Genomic DNA, 21892 nt, shown 5'->3' with positions numbered 1-21892 from the left:
GTCGCGCCATCGCCTGAAGCGTTTCAATGCCTGCTACCCTGCGCAGGCACGGGATGACCTTGGAGCTGCCCTACCGGTGGGACGCGAGGTGGGTGTGGCTGGGCGACACCGGCCACCGGCCCGGCCTCATGGCCGGCGCGGTCGACCTCGCCGTCCACGACCGCTTCGTCCTCCTGCGGCGGGCCTTCGACCTGGCCGAGGTGCCCGGCGCGGCGCCGCTGCGGGCGGTCGCCAACTCGCGGCTCGTGGTCTGGGTGAACGGCCACGAGGTGGCCCGCGGGCCGATCCGCGCCGACGCTCGCAGCACCCGCTGCGAGCTGGTCGACGCGGCCGGGCGCCTGCGCCCGGGCCGCAACGCGATCGCGATCCTCGCCCGGTACTACGGGACCCCGACCTCGTGGTGGCTGCCGTCGCCGGTGACCCTCGGCCTCGGCGGAGCGGCGGTGGCGGCCGAGCTGCGGCTCTCGGGCGATCGGGTGATCGCGACCGACGAGCGCTGGCGGGCGCTGGCCGGGGACGCCTGGACGCCGGGGCCGCGCTCGTTCGAGGACGGCACCGGGTTCCCGCGCGAGATGGTCGACGCGCGACAGCTCCCCGCAGGCTGGACCGCGCCCGACTTCGACGACGCCGCGTGGCCGCGCGCCACGCCGATCGACCCGCGCAACGACGGCTACCTCGGCATCCTCGAGCCGCCCAGCGACCCGTACGGCCCGCTGCCGCCGCGACCGATCCCCCAGCTCTCCGGCGACGTCCGCCGGCCGGTCGCGGCGGCGCTGTCAGCGGCCGCCACCGTTCCGGCGACGGCCGCCGACGACCCGGTCGCACAGGTGATCGCCGACCAGCGGACCGCGGCGGCCTCGCGGCGCGTCGCGCTGGCCGCCGACGGGTCCGTCGAGGTCCCCGGCGGCACGCACCTGGTCGCCCTCGACTTCGGCGAGACCGTCGCCGGGATGCTGCGGCTCGGCGTCGAGGCGCCGGCGGGGACCCGGATCGACATCGCGCTGGGCGAGGAGGTCGACGACGCCGGGCTGCTCGTGCCCGCGTTCGCCCACGCCGGCCTGCGCTACGTCGCCCGCGGCGACGACGACGACCACGAGTCCTTCGACCCGCTGGGGGGCCGTCACGCGGTCGCGGCGATCCGCGCCGAGGGGCCGGTGCGCCTGCGGGTCGCGGTCCGCGAGCGGCTGTTCCCGCGGGCCCGCGGCTCGTCGACGCCGTTCCGCTGCAGCGACGAGCTGCTGAACGAGGTCTTCGCGATCGGGCTGCGCACGGTCGAGCTCTGCTCGCAGGACGCCTACATCGACTGCCCGACCCGCGAGGCTCGCGCCTGGACCGGGGACTTCGTCGTCCACCAGTCGGTGCACCTGGCGACGGCCGGGGACTGGTCGCTGGCGCGCTGGCACCCGGTCCTCGCCGACGCGCCGCGCAGCGACGGGATGCTGCCGATGGCGGTCTGCTCGAACCTGGGCGGCGGCCCGCTCGAGGGCAGCTACATCCCCGACTGGGCGCTGCACTGGATCCGCGCCGTCCACAACCTGATGCGCTACGCCGGAGACCGCGACCTGGTGGCGTCGCTGCTGGCCAGCTGCGAGCGCGTGCTGCGCTGGTTCCTCCCCTACCGCGGCCCGGACGGGCTGCTCGCCGAGGTCCCGGGATGGGTGCTGATCGACTGGAGCGCGGTCCCGGTGGCCGGCACGAGCGCGGCGCTGAACGCGCTCTGGGCGCGCGGGCTGCGCGACTTCGAGGAGCTGGCGGAGTGGCTCGGCGACGGCCACCGCGCGTCGTGGGCGCGCGGCCTGCGCCGCGACGTGGCCACCGGGTTCGAGGTCTTCTGGGACCCGAGACGGGCGCTCTACCGCGACCACCGCGTGGCCGGCAGCGTGCGCCCGGCGGCGAGCCGTCACGCCAACGCGGCCGCGATCTGCGCCGGGATCGTGCCCGCCGCGCGGCTGCCCGGGCTGGCCTCGATCCTGGCCGACCGCCGCCACCTGGCGCACTCGGCCCCCGCCTTCGAGCGGCTGGGCAGCGGCCACCTGGAAGCCGGGGCCGACCTCGTCGCCCACGGCAACCCGGAGCCGACCTGGGACCAGGAGACACGGATCCTCGAGGCGCAGCCGTTCTTCCGCTACGTCGTCCACGACGCGCTGGCGGAGGCCGGCCGCGCCGACCTCGTCGCCGACGCCTGCCGCGACTGGGGCGCCTTCGTGCGGGCGGGCGAGCGCAGCTGGCCGGAGACGTGGGTCGGCGGCTCGCACTGCCACGGCTGGAGCGCGACCCCGACCCGCGACCTGATCGTCCACACCCTGGGCGTGCAACCGGCCGAGCCGGGCTTCGCCCGCGCCCGCGTCGCCCCGGCGCTGGGCGACCTGGCGTGGGCCGAGGGCACGGCGCCGACGCCCCGCGGTCCGCTGCGGGTGCGGGCCGACGCCGGCAGCGGACGGCTCGCGATCGACAGCCCGGTCCCGCTCGACGTCGCGTGGGGCGGCGCGCGACGGCAGCTGGGGCCGGGCCGGCACGAGCTGTCGGCGGCTACCAGCTGACGGGCAGCGCGAGCGCGCGGTAGACGCCGACGTCGGCGCTCTCGAGCGGCAGGCGCTCCACCGGCTCGGCGAGTCGCAACGTCGGGAAGCGGCGGGCGAGCCCGGCCAGCGCCACCTGCAGCTCGACCCGCGCCAGGTGCTGGCCGAGGCACTTGTGGATGCCGTGCCCGAACGCGAGGTGCCCGCGTGCGCCGCGGTCGGGCCGCAGCTCGTCGGGCTCGGCGAACCGGGCGGGATCGCGGTTCGCCGTCAGCAGCGACACCGTGACCCGCTCGCCGGCGCGGATCGTCACGCCGTCCAGCTCGACGTCCTCGCTGGCGACGCGGGTGAAGCTCTGCTCGACGATCGACAGGTGGCGCAGCAGCTCCTCGCTCCACTCCTCGATCAGCGCCGGGTCGGCGCAGAGGGACCGCCAGGCGTCGCGGTCGCGCAGCAGCGCCAGGGTCCCGAGCGCGATCGCGTTGGCCGTCGTCTCGTGGCCGGTGATGAACAGCTCCATCGCCATCCCGGCCAGCTCGCGGTCGTCCAGGTCGTCCCCGTGGGCCAGGTCGGTCAGCAGGTCGTCCCGGGGATCGGCGTGCTTGCGGGCGACGACCTCGCGCACGTAGTCGGCGAAGTCGCGGAAGGCCGCGGCCGTCCGCTCGGGCGTCGCGGCGGAATCGAGCATCACCTCGGTCGGGTGCAGGAACCGGTGCTCGTCGCTCGCCGGCACCCCGAGCAGCTCGCAGATCACCCGCGACGGGATCGCCAGCGCGAACGCGGGGCGCAGGTCCGCCGGCGGGCCCGATCGCTCGATCGCATCCAGCAGGTCGGCGACGATCGCCTCGATCCGGGCCCGCCGCTCGGCGACCCGCCCCGGGGTGAAGCGCGCCGCGACCGCGCGCCGCAGACGGGTGTGGTCGGGTGGTTCCTTGAGGCTGACGAAGCCGTCGTCGAGCCCGCCGATCGCCTCGTCGAAGGTCGCCTGGGTGGCGGAGTCGCCGACCGGCTGCGCCATCACCACCGCGAGCCGGCGGTCCGCGACCACGCGGCGCGCCGCGTCGTAGGACGTCACGAGCCAGCCGACCTGCCCGTCGGCGTAGTGCAGGCGCCGCACCGCGCCGGCGGCCGCCAGGGCGGCCAGCGCAGCCGGCGGATCGAAGAGGCCCTCCCGCCCGAGCGGCAGGACGACGGGCGCCGTCGCGGTGGTCGTGGGCTGCTGGCGCCCCATCTCACCCTCGCTCGACGCGGACCATCCGCCCGCCCAGGACCCACTCGGCGACGTAGATCCGCCCGGCGGCGTCGACCGCCAGCCCGTGGGGGCTGTTGAAGCTCCCGGGCCGCAGCTCGGGGCGCACGGTGCGCCCGTCGGCGTCGAGGGCGTTCGGCCACCCCGGGCGCGCGGTGGCCCGCGGGTCGTCGCCGATCCGCTCGACGACGCGATCGTCGCGGTCGAGGATCGTCAGCCGGGCGCCCAGCTCGGCGACGACCAGGTCGTCGCCGCGGACCGCCAGCCCGCTCGGCGCGCGCAGGCCCTCGACGATCGCTCGCAGGAAGTTGCCGTCGAGGTCGTAGACGACGATCCGGTCGTTGCCGCGATCGGTCACGTAGAGCTGCGGGTCGTCCGGCCGGCGGCGGTCGATCAGCAGCCCGTGGGGGCAATCGAACCGGCCGGCGCCCTCGACGCCGCTGAGCGTGCGCAGCAGCTCGCCCTCGCGCGTGACGCGGTGGACCAGCTCGGCGCCGTAGCCGTCGGCGACCCAGACCGAGCCGTCGCCGGCGTCGTCGACCACGACGGTCGTCGGCCGGTAGGTCTCGCCGGCGTCGTAGGCCGGCCAGCCCGGGGTCGGCAGCTCGGCGATCCGGTTGCCGGCCAGGTCGAAGGCCACGACCCGGCCGTGGACGCGGGACAGCACGGCGTCGTGGACGCCCTCGGCGTCGCGGGCGAACGTGATGCCGGGGTCGGCGACCCACAGCTCCTCCGCCCCGGCGGGACCGGCGAGCGTCAGCCCGTGCCCCTCGTGGAGGTCGCTGGCCCACTCCTCCGCGAACCGGCCGTCGGCGTCGAGCGACCAGAAGCGATCGCCGCCGGAGCGGAAGCCGACGAGCCGCTGGTCGGCGGTGACGGCGAGGTCGTGGTGGGCCCAGGCGTCGTCGCCGTAGAGCGCGGCGTCGGGCGCGACCCAGTCCTCTCGCCAGGTCATCGCCCGACCATGCCGTGCGGGTCGATCACGTACTTGCAGGCGGCGCCCCGGTCGAAGTCGCCGTAGCCCCGCGACGCGTCGTCGAGCCCGATCACCGTCGCGTTGACCGCGCTGGCGATCTGGGCGCGATCGTTGAGGATCATCTGCATCAGGCCGTGGTGGTAGCGCATCACCGGGCACTGGCCGGTGGCGAAGCTGTGCGACTTCGCCCACCCGAGCCCGATCCGGATCGACAGCGATCCCTCCTTCGCGGCGTCGTCGACGGCGCCGGGATCTCCGGTGACGTAGAGGCCCGGGATGCCGAGCTTGCCGGCCGCCCGGGTCACGTCCATGATCGAGTTGAGGACGGTGGCCGGCGCCTCGTGGCCGGCGTCGCCCCCGTGCCCGCGCGCCTCGAAGCCGACCGCGTCGATCGCCGCGTCGACCTCGGGCACGCCGAGGATCTGCTCGATCTGGTCCTTCGGGTCGCCCGCCGAGACGTCGATCGTCTCGCAGCCGAAGCTGCGCGCCTGCGCCAGCCGCTCGGGGATCAGGTCGCCGACGATCACCACCGCCGCGCCGAGCAGCTGCGCCGAGTGGGCGGCCGCGAGGCCGACCGGCCCGGCGCCGGCGACGTAGACGGTCGAGCCCGAGGTGACGCCCGCCGTCACCGCCCCGTGGTACCCGGTGGGGAAGATGTCGGAGAGCATCGTCAGGTCGAGGATCTTCTCCAGCGCCTGCTCCCGGTCGGGGAACCTGAGCAGGTTCCAGTCGGCGTAGGGCACCACCGCGTACTCGGCCTGGCCGCCGACCCAACCGCCCATGTCGACGTAGCCGTAGGCGGATCCGGGACGATCGGGGTTGACGTTCAGGCAGACGCCCGTGTCGCCGGTCTTGCAGCGGCGACAGCGGCCGCAGGCGATGTTGAACGGGACCGAGCAGAGGTCGCCGACCTGGACGAACTCGACGTCCGGGCCGACCTCGATCACCTCGCCGGTGATCTCGTGGCCGAGGATCAGGCCCTCGGGGGCGGTCGTGCGACCGCGGACCATGTGCTGGTCGGAGCCGCAGATGTTGGTCGTGACGCACTTGACGATCGCCGCGTGCGGCAGCTTGCGGCCGACGTTGGCCGGGTGGACCCCGGGACCGTCCCGCAGCTCGAAGCTGGGGAAGTCGATGCTCCGGACCTCGACCTTGCCCGGCTCGACGTAGGCGACGCCGCGGTTATCCGGCATGGACCTTCCTCTCGATCTCGTGCTCGCCGGTCGCCGACCCAGCGAGCGCCAGTCCGCTCTCCGGGTCGAAGAACTGCAGCCGGCTGGTGTCGATCGCCAGCTCGACCTCGTCGCCGGGGGCGAGCGGACGCCGGGGAGCGAGCGCGGCGGTGAACAGCGCGCGCTCGTCGACGAGCAGCTGCTCGTCGCCGGCCTGCTCGACGTCGACGGCACCCTCGACGTCGACGCGGGGAGCGTCGACCGGGAAGATCGCGTGGAGCTCGTCGCCGAGGTTCTCGACCACCTCGAGGCGCACCGCGAGGCGCGGGGCGGCGTCGTCGGCGAGCTCCGCCAGCTCGAACGCGGAGGGGCGGATGCCGACGACCACCGTCGCGCCGTCGGTCAGCCGGGCGTGCGCGGGGACCGGGATCGCATGGCCCCCGAAGCGCAGCGATCCGCCGCGCACCTCGGCCTCGACCAGGTTGATCGTCGGGCTGCCGATGAACGCGGCGACGAACAGGTTCCGTGGCTCGTGGAACAGCTCCTGCGGCGTGCCGACCTGTTGCAGCCTGCCGTCGCGCAGCACCGCGACCCGCTGGCCGAGCGTCATCGCCTCGGTCTGGTCGTGGGTCACGTAGATCGTCGTGACGCCGAGCCGCTCGTGCAGCCGGGCGAGCTCGGAGCGCATCGCGATCCGCAGCTTCGCGTCGAGGTTCGAGAGCGGCTCGTCCATCAGGAAGGCGGCGGGCTCGCGGACCATCGCCCGGCCCATCGCCACCCGCTGCCGCTGGCCGCCGGACAGCTGCCCCGGCGTGCGCGACTCGAGCTCCTTCAGCCGCAGCATCCGCATGACCTCGTCGACGCGCTCGATGCGCTCCGCCTTCGGCACCTTGCGCAGCTTCAGGGCGAAGTGCAGGTTCTCGGCGACGGTCATCTGCGGGTAGAGCGCGTAGCTCTGGAACACCATCGCGATGTCGCGCTCCTTCGGGGGCGCGTTGGTGGCGTCGGCGTCGTCGATCAGGATCTGCCCGGAGCTGACGTCCTCGATCCCGGCGATCATCCGCAGCAGCGTCGACTTGCCGCAGCCGGACGGGCCGACCAGGACCAGGAACTCGCCGTCGGCGATCTCCAGCGAGATCTGGTCGACCGCGGCGGCCTTGGACTTGGGGAAGGCCTTGGTCACTTCGCGCAGCTGGATCGAGCCCATGGCGTCTCCCTCGAGGTAGCGGTGGTCGTGTCGCCCGTGCGGGCGTCGAAGAGCGGGTGCGAGCGGCTCACTTCAGCGCTCCGGTGGTCAGGCCCCGGGCCAGGTCGCGCTGGAAGAAGAAGAAGATCAGCAGCGGCGGGATCATCGACATCATCAGGCCCGCGGAGACGATCCCCAGGCTTTGGTCGAAGTGGCCCTGGAACTGGCCGATCCCGACCATCATCGTGCGCTCCGGCTCGCGCTGGAGCAGCACCAGCGAGTAGAGGAACTCGTTCCACAGGAACAGGAAGTTGAGCGTCATCAACGTCAGCAGCCCCGGCCGGACGAGCGGCAGCACCACCGACCAGAGCGTGCGCAGCGGACCGGCGCCGTCGAGCATCGCCGCCTTCAGCAGCTCGCCGGGGACCGCGCGCATGAACGACGCCAGCAGGAAGATGCTGAACGGCAGCTGGAGCGCGGCGTAGGCCAGGATCAGCCCGAGCCGGTTGTTCAGCAGGTTGACGTCGAGGATCGCCTTGAAGATCGGGATCACGATCGCCGCCGGCGGCAGCGCCATCAGCGCCGCCACGATCGCCAGCGTCGTGCGCCGCAGCGGGAACTCGAAGTGGACCAGCGCATAGGCCGCGAGGCAGGAGAGCACCGTCAGCAGCAGCACCGCCGGCACCACGACCAGCAGCGAGTTCAGCGCCAGCCGGCCGATGTCCATCTCGGAGAACGCCCGCTGGACGTTGTCGAACGTCAGCTCGTGCGGCAGCCCGCCGGGCGCGCGGCGGTAGTCCTCGGACGTGCGCAGCGCCGTCGAGAGCAGGAAGAAGAGCGGGTAGATCGTCGAGGCCGCGAGCGTCGCGAAGATCAGCCAGACCGCCACCCGCCTGCCGCGGCGCCCGATCCGGGCGGCGCTCCCCGGCGCCCAGCGCGCCCGTCCCGCCACCGTCTGCGTGCTCATCGGATCGCCTTCCTGCGTCCGCGCAGGAGCGCCACGGCCAGACCGGACACCGAGCCGATCACCACCACGAGCGCGACCGCGACGGCGCTGGCGTAGCCGAGGTTCCCGTTGTCGAACGCCTCTTGGTACAGGTAGAAGTCGACGGTCGCCGTCGCGAATCCCGGTCCACCCTCGGTCAGGGTGTAGATCAGGGGGAAGAACGACGTGAACGAGAGGATCACGATGATGATCGCCCAGAACTGGATCACCGGGCGCATCTGCCAGAAGATCACGTGACGCTGGATCTGCCAGCGCGATGCGCCGTCGACGCGGGCGGCGTCCTCCAGCTCGCCGTCGAGGTTCGAGAGCGCGCTGAGGAAGATCAGGACCCCGATCCCGAGCGTCCACCAGATCACGATCACGATCACGACCGGCAGCGCGATCCCCGGCTCGTTGGTCCACTCGCGCGCCAGCCCGCCGAGCCCGATCGCCCGCAGCAGCCCGTTGAAGGGCCCGTTGGGATCGAGGAACATCCCGTAGTACACGCCGATCACGACCGGCGACAGGACCACCGGCAGGAAGAAGGCGAAGCGGAAGAAGCGCCAGCCCGGGATCTTGCGGTGCAGGCCCCAGGCCAGGCTGTAGGGGACCGCGATCCAGATCGGCAGGACCGCGATGATGATCAGGTTGTGGGTCAGCGCCTGCGTGAAGCGGTCGTCGCTCAGCAGGTCCTTGAAGTTGTCGAGCCCGATCCACTTCGGGTCGGAGAAGCCGTCCCAGTCGGTGAACGCCAGGCGCACCGCGTCGGCGGCCGGGAACACCATCAGCCACGCGAGCAGCGCCAGCGCCGGCGCCAGCAGGAACAGCGGCGTGGCCCGTGCCGCGGCGCGGCGCAGGCGGGTGCCCCGGGCGGGCCCGCGCACCTGCGCGGGCCCGCCGACGGACGGGGTATCCGGGGAAGCGGTCATCGGGTTCGTGGACCGGGCCCGGCTACCGGTTGACCTTGTCGAACGTCGCCTGGACCGCCTTCAGCATGTCCTCCAGCGACCGGCGGCCCTGGAGCACCTCCTTCGCCTCCGTGTTCATCGTCTGCGTGACCTGGCTGGGGACCAGCACGTCGGTCGCGATGAACGTCGGCTTGTCGCGGTACCAGTCGCGGATCTGACGGGCCTGGGGCGGCGCGTCGGCCGGCAGCGGCACGTCCTTGCGGCTGGGCAGCTCGCCGGTCAGGTCGAAGAGCATCCGGGTCGCCTCCTTGCCCGCCATGAAGTCGATGTACGCCCAGGCGGCGTCCTTGTTCTTGGCGAACTTCGGGATCGACCAGCTCCACTCGGGCTGCATCGACACGTACTTGCTGCCCGGCGGAAGGAACATCCCGACGTTCTCCTGGCCGAGCGCCTTGTTGAAGTCGCCCCAGTAGGCGGTGTTCGTCGAGCCGCCGAGGACCATCGCGCCCTTGCCGTCGGCGAAGCGCAGGTAGCCGTCGTTGAAGAACGGCGTGGTGAAGCGGTCCTTCTCGAACAGCCCGGCCTTCTGCATCATCAGCTCGGGCTCGAAGGTCCTGGCGACGGCCGGATCGGTGAAGGGCAGCTTGCCCTCGGCGAGCGCGATCGCCTGCTCCTTGGTGTTGACCGTCGGCCACGCCATGTGCCACCACCACTGCGACTCGTAGCCCTCCTTGTTGCCGCCGGTGAACGGCTGGATGCCGGCCGCCTTCAGCTTCAGGCCCGCGTCCCGGAGGTCCTCCCAGCTCTTCGGCTGGAAGTCGGTCGGCAGGCCGGCCTTCCGGAAGAGCTTCTTGTTGAAATAGAACATGAAGTCGGTCTGGGCGATCGGCACGCCGTAGTGCGGGCCCTCGACCTGGTAGCCCGGCGTCACGGTCTCCCAGCCGGTCAGCTGCTCCTGCTGCTCCGGCGTGATCCGGTCGTTCAGCTCCTCCAGCCCCTTCTGGAACTGTCGGAGGCTGCCGGCGTTCGGCATCATCATCACGTCCGGCCCCTGGCGTCCGGTGAACGCCGCCTGCTGCAGCGCCGCGTACTCGCCGAACGGCTGCGCCACGTGCTCGACCTCGACGTTCGGGTACTTCCGCTTGAACGCCTCGTCGAGCTTCGGGACCGCCTTCGTGTAGCTCGGGAACGACTTGTAGAAGACGTCCCAGACGACGATCTTGCCCTTGACCGTCGCCGGGTTCGGCGGACCGGCCGAGCCACCGCCACCGCCCTGGTCCCCGTCGGACCCTCCGCAGCCGCTGGCGAACGCTCCCAGCGCGCCGACGAGCGCCAACGTACAGACCAGCTTGAGCCAGTTCCTCATGTCCTCTCCTCCATTCGAGTGACCCTCATCCGACTTCGGTGCACGGCAGGTCGAGCAGCTGGGCGATCCGGCGGACGTCCTCGGCGCGGTGGCCGACGCCGAGCGCGACGTGATGCGTCGGCCCTTCGGCGCACCACGCCTCGAAGAACTCGGCCGGCGGCTTCGAGAACCGCAGGCGCGAGTTGGTGTTGCCGATCCGGAACGTCGCGCCGGGGACCGACTCGCCCTCGGCGACCAGCAGCTTCAGGCGGCCGTCGGCCGTCTGCGTGCAGCCGACGATCGTGATCGGGCCGTAGCGCACGCGGCACTCGACCGAGAGCCCGTTGCCCCGCTTGCCGTGGTAGAGCTTGAGATTGCGCAGCGTCGGCCGGCCCTCGGCGATCGCGACGTGCGCCGGGCCGTCGTGGCCCATCAGCGTGAACTGCTCGTCGAAGTCCAGCGCGTAGAACTCGGTGTACGAGCCGCCGGCGCCGAGCCGGTCGAGGATCAGCTGGGCGACGTTGGTCTTCAGGTCGCCTTCGCCGGCGGTCGGGATCCCGCGCGCGGTCAGCAGCGAGTTGCCGACGATCACGCCGGCGCCGAGGCGCTCGGACTCGTTGCCGTCGAGGCCGCGGTAGTAGTAGGTCAGGGCGTCCAGCTCGAAGTCCGCGACGAGCCGGTCGAGGCCGACCGCGACCCGCGCGCTCCAGTCGAGCGCGGCGTCGTCGATCGGCGCGGCGATCGGGTCGGTCGAGGGATCGGCCCAGTCGAACTCCGCGCGGATCTGCTCGAGCTTGGCGGCGACCGCGGCCGGCTCGGCAGCGTCGACCCGGGTCGCGAGGTCGTCGATCTCGAGCACCTCGACGTGGGCGCCGAGGTCGGCGTGGAAGGCCGTGAAGTCCGAGTACATGTCGAGCATGCCCGCGTAGACGTGGCCCAGGAACCCGAGCCGCGAGCGGCGCAGCGACCGCACCACGCCGGCGGCCCGCACCCACGAGCCGATCCGGCCCCAGGCGCGCGCGTCGCCCTCGATCGTGCCGGCGACCGTGTCGTAGGGGATCCGGCAGCGCACGCAGGCGCCGGCGATCTCCGGCACGCAGCAGGCGGCGCAGTTGGCCAGCCACTCGGCCGTGTCGGTGTCCTCGTAGTCCAGGCTCGGCGTCGGCTGCAGCGCGGCGAGCAGGACCGGCACCCCGGCCCGCTGCAGCGTCGGGATCACCTGCGACGAGGTCGCGTAGGTGACGGCATGGCAGACGACCAGGTCGACCCCGGCCGCGGCGAAGGCGTCGCCGGCCGCGCGGGCGCCCTCGGCGTCGTCGACGAGGCCGGCCGAGACGACCTCGGCGCCGAGCTCGCGGACGCGCTCCTCGACCCGCCGCTGATAGCCCTCGCAGCGCTCGCGCAGGCCCTCGAACTGGGGCCAGTACGCGGCCAGGCCGATGCCGAAGACGCCGACCTTCGCCGGCTCCGACGTCACCTTCATGCCGCCTCCTCGCGGTCCGCTCGGCCGGCCGCCAGCGTCACCGGGCCGAACAGCCCCGATCGCGTCTGGCCGTCGAAGACGTAGTGGGTGGGACTGACCGCATCGAGATGCGGCCCCAACGTGTTCAGCACGAGGACCTCCAGGACCGATCCGGGACCGGCCGAGAGCTCGAACCGGTAGGGCGAGCAGACGCGGACCCCGACGCGCTCGCCGTCGACGAGCAGCTCGGCGGTGCCGCGCACGACCCCCAGGTCGAGCCGCAGCCGACCGGCCGGGACGTCGTCGCCGAGCGTGCGCCGGTAGCGCACGCCGCCGCTGTGGCTGGCGAGCCCCTGGGCCTGCCAATCGCCGAGCTCGACCATCCCGACGCCGGTCGCGAAGCGGAGGGGACCGGCGAGCACGCCGCCTCCGCGCAACCCGGGCGCCGGCTCGATCGCCAGCTCGACGCTCCGCGGGCCGCGATCGCCGTCCGGCAGCTCGACCAGGCACGGCGCCCCGGGGGCCGACGGGCCGAGCGCGACCGGGTCGCCGGCGACCCGCAGCCCGAGCAGGCGGCAGCCGCCCGCCAGCGCGACCTGCAGCCGCCGCGCGCCGGGTGGCGCCGTCACGCGGAAGCGCTGCGTCGGGCTCTCGGCCGCGATCCGGGCGTCGATCGAGGTTCCGGCGTCCGCCCCCGCGCGCTCCGGCTCCAGCCAGACCGCGTCCGGCAGCGGGTGCGGCCGCTTCCAGAGGTGGGTGTGGACCAGGTCGCCCGACTGGATGTACTGGCCGTCGCGGGCGTTGATCAGGCCGGCCGGCGCCCGCCGGATCTCGACCGGGACGGCGACGCCGTCACGCTCGCCGCTCCAGTCGCGCCCCGAGTGCAGGCGCACCTGCCCCGCCACGGTCTCGACGACCACGTCGACCTGCGCGGCCGGGCTGGCGTGACCGACGTCGTCGACCTCGACCCGCAGCTCGTGCCGGCCCGCGGCGAGGCGGTCGCCGAGGTCGTAGTACGCGAGCTCGTCGCGCGGCCCCTCGATCTCGGCCTTGTACCCGGCGTGGCGGCCCAGCTCGTGGCCGTCGAGCAGCACCCGGCAGGGACCGCTGGCGCCGACGAGCGCCTGCCCGCCGATCGGGTCGGCGTCGAGCTCGATCGCGCCGGTGAACGCGACGACGGAGCGCGCCCGGGCGGGGCCGGCGGTCCGGATCCAGTCGGGGATCAGCGAGCCCTCGAGGTCGGCGACGAAGGTGAAGCTGGCCCGCAGGTCGAGCGACTCGTCGGCGACCAGCCGCAGGTCGAGCACCGTCGGGCCCGCGGGCAGGGCGACCCGGGCGTGCGCCAGGTAGCCCGCGTCGACCAGCTCCACCGGCCGGCCGTCGAGCCACGCCGACGTGGTCGCCGCGCCGCCGATCACCAGGTGGGCCTCGGCCGCCGCCGCGGCGTGCAGCACGGTGCGGACGTGCACCGCCTGGCCGCGCTCGACCTGCCCGAAGCGCAGGAACTCCTCCGGCACCCGGCCGCTCGGCCCGAGCGCGTGACGGTGGAGCGGGTCCTTGCGGATCCCGCGCGAGGGCGACCAGACGGCGTCCCTCCAGCCGCCGTCCCGCGGCTCCTCGCCGGGCGCCGGCAGCACGTCCGGCGCCGCCGGACCGGTCCAGCGGGCGCGCGCGCCGAAGGTCGCGTGGGCCGGGAGCGAGCGGCCGTCGTCCTCGTGCTCGAGCGTCCACGCCTCGACCGGCAGCTCGGCCGGCGGCGCGTCCAGGTCGCCCCACCGATCCTCCAGCGTCGACTCGATCTGGACCTCCCAGCGGCCGTCGAGGGCGACGGGCTCGGCGAAGCGGGGCTCGGCCGCGGGAAGCTCCTCCGAGCGGCCCCAGACCAGCAGCGCGGCCGGCCCGTCGTCGAACGGAACCCGGACCTTGACCCCGTCCTTCGTCGGCTCGGCCTCCAGCTGCCGGCGGCGCCCCGAGAAGGGCTCCCACAGCTGCGGCGCGCCCTCGACCCCGGAGACGACGATCTCGCGCTCGCGGGCCCAGCGGGACGGCTCGAAGTCGATGTCGACGACGAGCCAGTCGAAGGCCGGATCGGCGTCCTTCGCGGCCTTCCCGACCCGGCTCGCGCGCGGGAACACGGCCGGGACGAACAGCACGACCTGCTCGCCGTCGCGGCGGCAGAGGGTCGGGACGTCGGCGCGCACGCTGGCGGGCGCGGCGGCGAGCGCGTCGACCAGGTCCTCGGGGCGGTCGACCTGCCGCGCGACGCCGCGCGCGAAGCGCTGGCGCAGGGCCTCGACCGGCGCGTCGTCCTCGGCGACGCCCGCGGCCGACGCGGGCAGCGGCCCGACGGCGACGAGGTCCCCGCCGGCGTCGACGAACTCGACGAGGCGGCGGGCGGTGGCGGCCTCGATCGCGACGCAGGCCGGCAGGATCACGGTCCGGTAGCGCTCGCCGCGGTGCGCGAGCGTCCCGTCGCCGGCCTCGGCGGCCGCGACGGTGTCGTCGTCGAGCACGTCGAAGTCGCGGCAGAGCTCGTTGAGGACGCCGGGCGCGGTGTCGAACCAGGTCATCCGCCCCGTGATCCGGTGGTAGGCCTCGCAGGCCTCGCGGCCCGCCGCAGCGACCTGGCCGTCCGGGGTCAGCGCCGCCTGCGCCGTCGCCGACGGGAACAGCACCGCGACGTCGCACGCGTGGGTCCCCCAGGAGAGGACGCTGCAGAGGCGGGCGACCGCCCGCGCGAACTCCAGGTGGTGGCGCCAGTAGGGCTGGCGCCAGTCGGTCGCCGGCGGGGCCCACTCCCACCAGCCGTGGTGCGTCGAGTAGTAGGTGGCGTGCGGGTCGTAGAGGTTCGCCCCGGCCCCGATCCACGGCAGCAGCCAGTCGAAGGTCTCCTCCAGCGTGCCGCCCCAGCCGCTCGAGTGGAAGGACTCGATCCAGACGCGCTCGCGGCCGTAGGCATGGGCCAGCGACGAGTGGATCTTGGCGTCGCCGTGGTGGTCGGATCCGGGGGCGCTGAACCAGCGGTGGGTCCGCAGGTAGTCGCCGTAGAGCCGGCTCGACCCCGCCGGATCGCCGTCGCGGGCACCGTAGTCCTGGTCGAACGCGGACAGCATCCCGTGGCGCTCGTGCCAGTCGTGGAGCGGCACGAAGAACGCGTCCTCGGCGAGCTTCCCGCGCACGTGGTGGAAGTCCCGGCGCACGCGCCCGCTCTCGGGCGTGAGGTCGTCCCAGAGCTCGGCCAGTCGCGGAAGCAGGTCGTAGCCGGCGATCTGGCGGAAGCGCTCGGGGAAGCCCGGCGACCAGTTCTGGATCGGCGGCAGCTCGTCCTGGAACGAGCCGACGATGACGTTCCCCAGGTACTGCGGCACGCGCTGCTCGTAGCCCTCGAACGCGACCCGGATCAGCTGGTCGCAGGCCCCGCGGGAGAGGAAGTCCAGTCCGCGCGGGACGGTGTAGAAGAGCATCAGGCGGCCGCTGCCCTCGGCCGACGCGACGCCCCCGGCCGGCGCGACCGGGCGGATCGTCCCGTCGCGCTCGACGAGGGCCGCGGCGACGACGGTGCCGGCCGGCGGGCACTCGACCGCGCCGCGCCCGTCGACGTCGACGACCGCCCGCTCCAGCACCAGGCCGGTCGCGCTCGGGTCCTCGGCGATCACCTCGCCGAGCAGGTTGGCGCCGCCGTGCCCGATCTGGTCGTAGAGCCAGAGCGAGACGCCAAGCTCCTCGGCGTCGCGGCAGACGCCCTCGAAGATCGTCCACCACCGCTCCGAGAAGAGCGCCGGGTCGTCCCGGCTCTTGCCCATCTCCGACACGGTTGGCAGCAGGTTCATCACGACCAGGTTCGGCGCGCCGCCGGCGACCAGCCGCTCCATCTGCCAGCGCAGGCGGGCCGGATCCAGCCGCTCGCCGCTCCACCACCAGATCGGCGTCGGGAAGAAGCTGCGGCCGGGGTCCCGGAAGCGCTCGAGCAGCGGCGTCATGCCGCTCCTCCTCGATCGGCGACGAGCCTCATCGTCCTACCAGGCGACCGGCAGGGCTTCGACGCCGTACATCTGGTGCTCGCCGCCGAGGAAGCGGATCTCGGCCAGCGGCACCGCCAGGTCGAGGTTCGGGAACCGCTCGATCAGGCCGCGGAGCGCGACCTCCAGCTCGAGCCGGGCGAGGTGCTGCCCGATGCACATGTGGCGGCCGTGGCCGAACGCGAGGTGGCCGGCGGCGTTGCGGCCGAGGTCGAGCTCGTCGGGGTCGGGGAACTTCCCGGGATCGCGGTTGGCCGCGGGGATCGAGACGACGACCGTCTCTCCCGCCCTGATGACGACGTCGCCCAGCTCCACGTCCTCCGACGCGGTCCGCGCGAAGCTGCCCAGCTGCAGGATCGAGAGGTAGCGGAGCAGTTCCTCGACGGCGTTCCCGACCTGCGAGGGGTCCGCGCGCAGGCGCTCCCAGCGGGCACGGTCGCCGAGCAGGGCGAGCACGCCGAGCGAGAGCTGGGCGGCGGTCGTCTCGTGCCCGGCCTCGAACAGCTGGCGGGCGAGCCCGACGATCTCGTCCTCGGACAGCTCGCCCTGCTCGACGAGGTCGCTGAGGATGTCCGGACGCGGCGACGCGCGCTTCTCCGCGACGACCTGGCGGCAGTAGTCGTAGAAGGCGACGAGCGCGTCGCGCTTCTGCCCGGCGTCGAGGTGCGGATCGGCCAGCACCGCGCTCGGGCGCTCGAACCGCTCCCGGTCCTCCGGCGAGACGCCGAGCTGCTGGCAGATGCTGAACGACGAGACCGGCAGCGCGAACGCGGTGACCAGGTCGATCGGCCCGCCGGCCGCCGCCATCGCGTCGAGCCGGTCGCCGACGATCCGCTCGATCGCCTGCTGCTGCTCGCGGACGGCGCGGACCGTGAAGTACCTGGCGGCGGCCTTGCGGATCCTCGTGTGCTGCGGCGGGTGCAGCCGGATCAGGACGCCCTCGCTCTCCGGCATGCTGGTGTCGATCCGCTCGATCTCCTCGAGCATCTCCGGGTCCCCGTGCGGCAGGGTGACCGGATCGACGCGGAAGCGGTTGTCGACCAGCAGCGCGCGGCCCAGCGCGTAGCTGGTCACCAGCCACCCGGCGCGTCCGTCGGAGAAGCGCAGCCGCGAGATCGGCGCCCGCTCGGCCAGCGCGCGCAGCGCCGGCGGCGGATCGAGCACGCCGGCGCGCTCGATCGGGTGGTCGACGGGCTCCGTCACGGTCGTTCCCCGCTTGCACTCCATCGCAGTCCTTCCTCCGTCGTGGGCCGAGATCACCAGGTCACCGGCAGTCGCTTGACGCCGAAGGTGACCTCGTCGTCGCCCGAGAGGACCACGTCCTCGTCGCGCGCGATCGCCAGGCGCGGGAAGCGCTCGAGCAGCCTGGCGATGCCGACCCGCAGCTCGAGCCGGGCCAGGTGCTGGCCGCTGCACACGTGCACGCCGTGCCCGAAGCCGACCTGGCCCTTGCCGCCGCGCTCGATGTCGAGCAGGTCGGGATGGCGGAAGCGCCGGCCGTCGCGGTTGGCGCCGAGCAGCGAGACCGAGACCCACGCACCCTGCTCGATCACGACGCCGTCGAGCTCGACGTCGTCGGTCGCGGTGCGCGTGAGCGTGCCGACGTTGAAGACGGTCAGGTAGCGCATCAGCTCCTCCACCGCCGGCTTCATCAACGTCAGGTCGCCGCGCAGCAGGTCGAGCTGATCCTCGTGGGTGAGCAGGGCGAAGACGCCGGTCGCGAGCATCGACTCGGTCGTCTCGACCCCGGCGACGAACAGCAGCACCAGCAGGCCGACGATCTCCTCGTCGTCCAGGACGCCGCCCTCGACGATGTCGGAGATCAGGTCGTCCCCCGGCTCGCGGCGCTTGCGGGCCACGACCTCGTCCAGGTAGGCCCGGAACTCGCGCGTGGCCGCGATCACCTCGTCGGCCGTCAGCGCGGGGTTGCGGTTGGTTTCGCCGATCAGCTCCAGCATCGGGATGTCCTGCTCCGGGACGCCGAGCAGCGCGCACTGGCTGCGGAACGAGATCGGGGCGGCGAACGTCCGCACCAGATCCGCGGGCTGCGCGGAGGCCGCGAGGTCGTCCAGGCAGCGAGCGACGATCTCCTCGACCTCGGCCTCGAACCGCTCGACGCTGCGCAGCGCGAACCGCGGGGTGATGGCCTGGCGGAAGCGGGCGTGCTCCGGGGGATCCATGGTCAGCATGTCGCCGCGCAGCAGGCCCTCCTCGCGCATCATCGCGATGATCGCGTCGTGCTTGGCGGGCTCGACCGTGTGCAGCGGCGGGATCTCGCGCAGCGAGAAGCGCGGGTCGTTGAGGACCGAGCGGGCCGCGTCGTAGCCGGTGACCAGCCAGCCGACCTCGCCCCCCTTGAACCGCAGCCGGTGGAGCGTCTCGCCGCTGCGCAGCAGCTTCTCGAGCTCCGCGGGCGGGTCGAAGATCCGCTCTCGCACCATCGAGAGGGTGATCGCATCGGGCGTCGAGGCAGCGGCCTCTCGTGCGGTTCCCGTCATCGTGAGCGACCATATTGCAACGTTTCAATTTGGTCAAGTCTGCGAGCCAAACTGGCTTCCAGGCGTCCGCCGGGAACGACGAAGGCCTCCCCGCGGCGTGATGCCGCGGGGAGGCCGGTCTGCCGCGCGATGGGGTCGACGACTCGCCGGGCGTCGCGCGACGCCCGGCGAGTCGCTGCGTCAGCAGGTGGGGTAGCTCGGGGTGGCCATCGTCCCCGGGTACAGGTGGGCGGCGATCCGCTCGAAGACCTGCGTCCAGACCTTCACCGTGGAGGACTGGAAGTTCCCCAGGACGGCGATCGCGGCGCCGCTGGTCGGCTCGTAGAACGCCGAGCCCTCGTAGCCGGCGATCGAGCCGCCGTGGCCGATCCAGCTGCCGAGGCTCGAGAGGCCGAGCCCGTAGCCCCACTGGGTGGGACCCTCGTAGGTGTACGGCATCGGGCACCACTGCTTGCGCAGCGCGTTGGTGCTGGCGTTGAGCAGCTGGCCCTGGCCCAGCGCCTTGACGTACTTCTCCATGTCGCCGACCGTCGAGATGATCGCCCCGGCGGTCCAGACCAGGTTCGGGTTCCAAGCGGTCAGGTCCTGGGTGACGCCGGGGAACAGGTACCCGGTGACGTACCCCGTGGCGTACGGCGACGGCATCGCGTAGATCGGGCTGGTGTTCGCCGCGGTCGGGAACTTCGTGTTCGTCAGGCCGAGCGGGGTGATCACGTCGTTGGTGATCACCGTCGCGGCGTCCTGGCCGGTCACCGCCTGGAGGATGAAGCCGAGCAGGACGTAGTTCGTCTCGCTGTACTCGGTCTTCGCGCCGGGCGCGAAGCGCGGCGGGTGGGACGGGTCGCGGAGGATCGTGAGGACTCGCTGCGGATCGAAGTCCACCCACGGGGTCAGGCCGACCTGCAGCTTCAGCGCCGCGTCCTGCTGGTAGTCGTAGACGCCCGACCGCATCCCGAGCAGCTGCTTGACCGTGATCTGGCTCCCGTTCGGGATCCCGGTCACGAACTGGTCGAGCTTGTCGTCGAGCGACAGGTTGCCCAGCTCGACCTGCTTGAGGATCGCGGTCGCGGTGAAGGTCTTGGTGATGCTGCCGATCCGGAAGTGGTCGGCGAGCGTCAGCGGCACCTTCGGCGCCGACGAGCGGTCGCCGTAGGCCTTCTCGTAGTCGCCGGCCGGACCGCTGATCTTGATCGACATCCCGCCGACGTTGTTCTCGGTCACCGCCTGCTGGACGGTGGCGTCGACGAACGCCTGGTCGGCCGCCGACAGCGGCGCGGCCTGCGCCGGCACCGCCAGGGTGACCGCAGCCAGGACCGCCGTGAGGGACGCTCCGGCTACGGCGAGCAGGGAGCTGCGGGCGCGGGGACCGGGGGCCGTGGCCCCCGGCATTGGCGAACGACCAGCGCGACGATCCTGGTCGAGCGCGGGCGGGGCACCGGCGATCCGCTGGCGCCCGAGCGAACGGGCGATCGGCTTCAGCATGATTCTCCTCCGTTGAACGTCAACGACGTTGTCTCTGGACGTCGCGACTGTATTGAAGCGTTACAATTTGGTCAAGTCTTAATACCGAACCGCGCGAGGAGGGCCGTCGCGAGCCGGATCGGACCGTCACGGCGCGACGACGAGGAAGCCCTCCCTGAGGGCGACCGCGCCGGCGGCGTTCCCGACCTCGAAGCGGGCCAGGCGGCCCCCGTCCGCCAGCCGCCCGGTCGCGGTCAGGACGACCGCGATCTCGGACGGGACGGGCACCGTCGCGCGGAAGGTCGCTCCGATCCGCCGCACCCGGTCGGGGGTGGCGCCCAGCGCCTCGAGCGCCCAGTCGACGGCGTGGGCCAGGGTCGCGCTGCCGTGCAGCACGGTCCCGTCGAGCCCCGCCGCCAGCGCGATCGACCGGTCGCTGTGGATCGGGTTCCAGATCCGCGCGCCCTCGCCGTAGACGTGCGGCGCGGCGACCGCGATCGCGACGCTCCGGGTCCGGTCGGCCGCTTCCTCGGACGCCGCCCGGGGCGCCGGCACGGCGTCCGCCGGCGGCCGGTCCGGGCCGTCGACGCCCACGCCCCGGTAGACCGTCCGCATCCACGACGTCCAGAGCCCGTCGCCGTCGTGCGTCGCGCCGTCGAAGCGCACCGTCATCAGCGCGCCGGCCGGGGTCCGCTGCGCGCCGACGACCTCGGCGCCGACCGTCACGGGAAGGTCCTGGAAGATCGGCTGGTGGAGGTGCAGGTCGTGCGACGCGTGCACCCCGCGCAGCGCCTCGCCGATGGTCAGGCCAACGTCGAGCCCGCTCTCGGGATCGGTCAGCAACGCCCACTCGGGCGCGATCGGGAAGACCGGATGAGCCGACACGCCGGTCGCGCGCGTGGTGTCGAAGTACAGGTCCTCGTCGTGGCCCAGGCTGGCGGCGTAGGCCATCAGCCAGCGCGCGTCGAGCAGCCCCGACCACGGGCGCAGCCGGAGCCCGACCGCGTCGGTGGCGAGGCTCATGCCGCGGCCCCTCGTCGTCGGCGCGCCGCGGCCCCGGCCGAGCCGGAGCGACGGCGCGCACCGCCGCAGATCACCTTCGTCGACATGCCGCTCGCGACGCTACTGACGTTCGTGTCAGTTTGCAAACGGCGTGCGATAGGATGCCGCCGAAGATGGCGAGCGCGCCCCAGGCCGGACCGCGGCGGCGGCTGACGAAGCAGGCGCGACGCGCGCTGATCCTGAAGGCGGCCGAGGCCGTCTTCGGCGAGGTCGGCTACCACGGCGCGACCATGGAGCTGGTCGCCGTCCGCAGCGGCGTCACGCGGTCGCTGCTGTACGAGCACTTCTCCTCGCTGGACGACCTCTACGTCGCCTGCGTCCACGCCGCGCGCGCCGAGCTCCACTCGCGCTTCGTCGACGCCAGCATCTTCAACCAGGGGCATCCGCGCGATCAGCTGCGGGCCGGCATCGAGGCCTACTTCCGCTTCGTCCAGGAGCACGGCCCCAGCTGGGACGTGCTCTCCGGCACCGGATCGCTGCCGGCCGGCCCCGCCGGCGAGCTGGCCGCCGAGCTGCGCTTCCGCGCCGCCGACCAGATCGCGGCGCTCGCCGAGAAGGTCGTCCCCGACCTCGACCCCGACGAGGTCCGCGCGTACGCGCACATCGTCTCCGGCGGCGGCGAGCAGCTCGCGCGCTGGTGGCGGCGCAATCCCGGCGTGCCGCTCGACGACGTCGTCGAGCGGCTCATGACCGTCGTCTGGGATGGGCTCAGCGGCTTCGTCGACTCGGCGGTGGAGCAGGGGACCTCGTCGGCGGGCTGACGCCGATCGCGTGCGTCAGCGGACGCGCGCGCTGCGGGTCCGGACCCGGCTGCGCTGGTGGTGCGCGTCGTAGGAGCGCGCCGCGACGACGTAGCGCCCACGCGGCAGGCGGTGGCGGATCCGCAGCGTCCAGCGAGCCGTTCCCCGGGCGCGGAGGTAGGTCCGCCGCCGGCAGGAGCGCGGGCGGGTGACGCGGCCCGAGCGCGCGACGAAGCGACAGCGGCCGCCCGCCACGCGCCGGGCGAGCGCCACCTGCACCCCGCGGACGCCGGCGCCGCCCTCGGCGCGG

Annotated in this window: 15 protein-coding genes and 1 pseudogene; 2 read left to right on the top strand and 14 right to left on the bottom strand. The window is 73.4% G+C overall.

Going from position 1 to position 21892, the window contains the following annotated elements; all coding sequences use genetic code 11:
* Window positions 1–53 precede the first annotated feature (53 nt).
* Complete coding sequence (locus PAI11_RS01650; protein ID WP_081488194.1) at window positions 54–2540, top strand: family 78 glycoside hydrolase catalytic domain; 2487 nt, start codon at window positions 54–56, stop codon at window positions 2538–2540.
* Here PAI11_RS01650 and PAI11_RS01645 read toward each other — a convergent pair.
* The 13 genes from PAI11_RS01645 to PAI11_RS01585 form a co-directional block, all read right to left on the bottom strand.
* Complete coding sequence (locus tag PAI11_RS01645; protein ID WP_007570153.1) at window positions 2530–3750, bottom strand: cytochrome P450; 1221 nt, start codon at window positions 3748–3750, stop codon at window positions 2530–2532. The genes PAI11_RS01650 and PAI11_RS01645 overlap by 11 nt on opposite strands.
* 1 nt (window position 3751) lies before the next feature.
* Window positions 3752–4723, bottom strand: coding sequence for an NHL repeat-containing protein (locus tag PAI11_RS01640; RefSeq protein WP_007570152.1), 972 nt, complete (start codon window positions 4721–4723; stop codon window positions 3752–3754).
* Window positions 4720–5937, bottom strand: coding sequence for a formaldehyde dehydrogenase, glutathione-independent (gene fdhA, locus PAI11_RS01635; protein ID WP_007570150.1), 1218 nt, complete (start codon window positions 5935–5937; stop codon window positions 4720–4722). Before fdhA ends, PAI11_RS01640 begins: the two co-directional genes overlap by 4 nt.
* Window positions 5927–7123 (bottom strand): ABC transporter ATP-binding protein, encoded by a 1197-nt coding sequence (locus tag PAI11_RS01630; RefSeq protein ID WP_007570148.1) that lies wholly within the window; start codon window positions 7121–7123, stop codon window positions 5927–5929. Before PAI11_RS01630 ends, fdhA begins: the two co-directional genes overlap by 11 nt.
* A gap of 67 nt (window positions 7124–7190) precedes the next feature.
* A complete protein-coding gene (locus PAI11_RS01625; protein WP_138974044.1) occupies window positions 7191–8069 on the bottom strand; it encodes a carbohydrate ABC transporter permease in 879 nt (292 codons plus the stop codon).
* Window positions 8066–9016, bottom strand: coding sequence for a carbohydrate ABC transporter permease (locus PAI11_RS01620; protein WP_081488193.1), 951 nt, complete (start codon window positions 9014–9016; stop codon window positions 8066–8068). The genes PAI11_RS01625 and PAI11_RS01620 overlap by 4 nt, the downstream gene beginning before the upstream one ends.
* A 22-nt stretch (window positions 9017–9038) precedes the next feature.
* On the bottom strand, window positions 9039–10361 hold the full coding sequence (locus tag PAI11_RS01615) for an ABC transporter substrate-binding protein (protein ID WP_007570141.1): 1323 nt from the start codon (window positions 10359–10361) through the stop codon (window positions 9039–9041).
* A gap of 25 nt (window positions 10362–10386) precedes the next feature.
* The gene (locus PAI11_RS01610; RefSeq protein ID WP_007570139.1) at window positions 10387–11823 is read right to left on the bottom strand and encodes an L-fucose/L-arabinose isomerase family protein; all 1437 of its coding nucleotides are present in this window, start codon (window positions 11821–11823) and stop codon (window positions 10387–10389) included.
* Entirely contained in the window at window positions 11820–15782 is a 3963-nt protein-coding gene (locus PAI11_RS01605) for a glycosyl hydrolase family 2 protein (RefSeq protein ID WP_007570138.1), read from the bottom strand. Before PAI11_RS01605 ends, PAI11_RS01610 begins: the two co-directional genes overlap by 4 nt.
* Before the next feature lie 36 nt (window positions 15783–15818).
* The gene (locus tag PAI11_RS01600) at window positions 15819–17024 is read right to left on the bottom strand and encodes a cytochrome P450 (RefSeq protein WP_138974050.1); all 1206 of its coding nucleotides are present in this window, start codon (window positions 17022–17024) and stop codon (window positions 15819–15821) included.
* A 53-nt stretch (window positions 17025–17077) separates the two neighbouring features.
* The gene (locus PAI11_RS01595; RefSeq protein ID WP_007570134.1) at window positions 17078–18319 is read right to left on the bottom strand and encodes a cytochrome P450; all 1242 of its coding nucleotides are present in this window, start codon (window positions 18317–18319) and stop codon (window positions 17078–17080) included.
* Window positions 18320–18499: 180 nt separating this feature from the next.
* Window positions 18500–19609, bottom strand: a complete 1110-nt coding sequence (locus PAI11_RS01590; protein ID WP_040597669.1) for a serine hydrolase domain-containing protein — start codon at window positions 19607–19609, stop codon at window positions 18500–18502.
* A gap of 318 nt (window positions 19610–19927) precedes the next feature.
* Complete coding sequence (locus PAI11_RS01585) at window positions 19928–20803, bottom strand: MaoC/PaaZ C-terminal domain-containing protein (protein ID WP_007570130.1); 876 nt, start codon at window positions 20801–20803, stop codon at window positions 19928–19930.
* Between the two features lie 152 nt (window positions 20804–20955).
* On the opposite strand from PAI11_RS01585, the gene PAI11_RS01580 reads away from it, so the two are divergent.
* Window positions 20956–21603, top strand: coding sequence for a TetR/AcrR family transcriptional regulator (locus PAI11_RS01580; RefSeq protein ID WP_007570129.1), 648 nt, complete (start codon window positions 20956–20958; stop codon window positions 21601–21603).
* Between the two features lie 15 nt (window positions 21604–21618).
* Here PAI11_RS01580 and PAI11_RS26720 read toward each other — a convergent pair.
* Window positions 21619–21892: pseudogene (locus PAI11_RS26720) on the bottom strand (alpha/beta hydrolase); the annotation flags it as partial.

It is taken from the genome of Patulibacter medicamentivorans (genome assembly GCF_000240225.1).
Lineage (GTDB): Bacteria > Actinomycetota > Thermoleophilia > Solirubrobacterales > Solirubrobacteraceae > Patulibacter > Patulibacter medicamentivorans.
The sequence above is the reverse complement of the archived record's forward strand: the minus strand, read 5'-3'. Positions and strand labels throughout refer to the sequence as shown.

What these genes read in the sequence shown, in the direction of transcription:
- PAI11_RS01650 (WP_081488194.1), top strand. Translation starts at nt 54, where the DNA reads ATGACCTTGGAGCTGCCCTACCGGTGGGACGCGAGGTGGGTGTGGCTG.
- PAI11_RS01645 (WP_007570153.1), bottom strand. Translation starts at nt 3,750, where the DNA reads ATGGGGCGCCAGCAGCCCACGACCACCGCGACGGCGCCCGTCGTCCTG.
- PAI11_RS01640 (WP_007570152.1), bottom strand. Translation starts at nt 4,723, where the DNA reads ATGACCTGGCGAGAGGACTGGGTCGCGCCCGACGCCGCGCTCTACGGC.
- fdhA (WP_007570150.1), bottom strand. Translation starts at nt 5,937, where the DNA reads ATGCCGGATAACCGCGGCGTCGCCTACGTCGAGCCGGGCAAGGTCGAG.
- PAI11_RS01630 (WP_007570148.1), bottom strand. Translation starts at nt 7,123, where the DNA reads ATGGGCTCGATCCAGCTGCGCGAAGTGACCAAGGCCTTCCCCAAGTCC.
- PAI11_RS01625 (WP_138974044.1), bottom strand. Translation starts at nt 8,069, where the DNA reads ATGAGCACGCAGACGGTGGCGGGACGGGCGCGCTGGGCGCCGGGGAGC.
- PAI11_RS01620 (WP_081488193.1), bottom strand. Translation starts at nt 9,016, where the DNA reads ATGACCGCTTCCCCGGATACCCCGTCCGTCGGCGGGCCCGCGCAGGTG.
- PAI11_RS01615 (WP_007570141.1), bottom strand. Translation starts at nt 10,361, where the DNA reads ATGAGGAACTGGCTCAAGCTGGTCTGTACGTTGGCGCTCGTCGGCGCG.
- PAI11_RS01610 (WP_007570139.1), bottom strand. Translation starts at nt 11,823, where the DNA reads ATGAAGGTGACGTCGGAGCCGGCGAAGGTCGGCGTCTTCGGCATCGGC.
- PAI11_RS01605 (WP_007570138.1), bottom strand. Translation starts at nt 15,782, where the DNA reads ATGACGCCGCTGCTCGAGCGCTTCCGGGACCCCGGCCGCAGCTTCTTC.
- PAI11_RS01595 (WP_007570134.1), bottom strand. Translation starts at nt 18,319, where the DNA reads ATGACGGGAACCGCACGAGAGGCCGCTGCCTCGACGCCCGATGCGATC.
- PAI11_RS01585 (WP_007570130.1), bottom strand. Translation starts at nt 20,803, where the DNA reads ATGAGCCTCGCCACCGACGCGGTCGGGCTCCGGCTGCGCCCGTGGTCG.
- PAI11_RS01580 (WP_007570129.1), top strand. Translation starts at nt 20,956, where the DNA reads ATGGCGAGCGCGCCCCAGGCCGGACCGCGGCGGCGGCTGACGAAGCAG.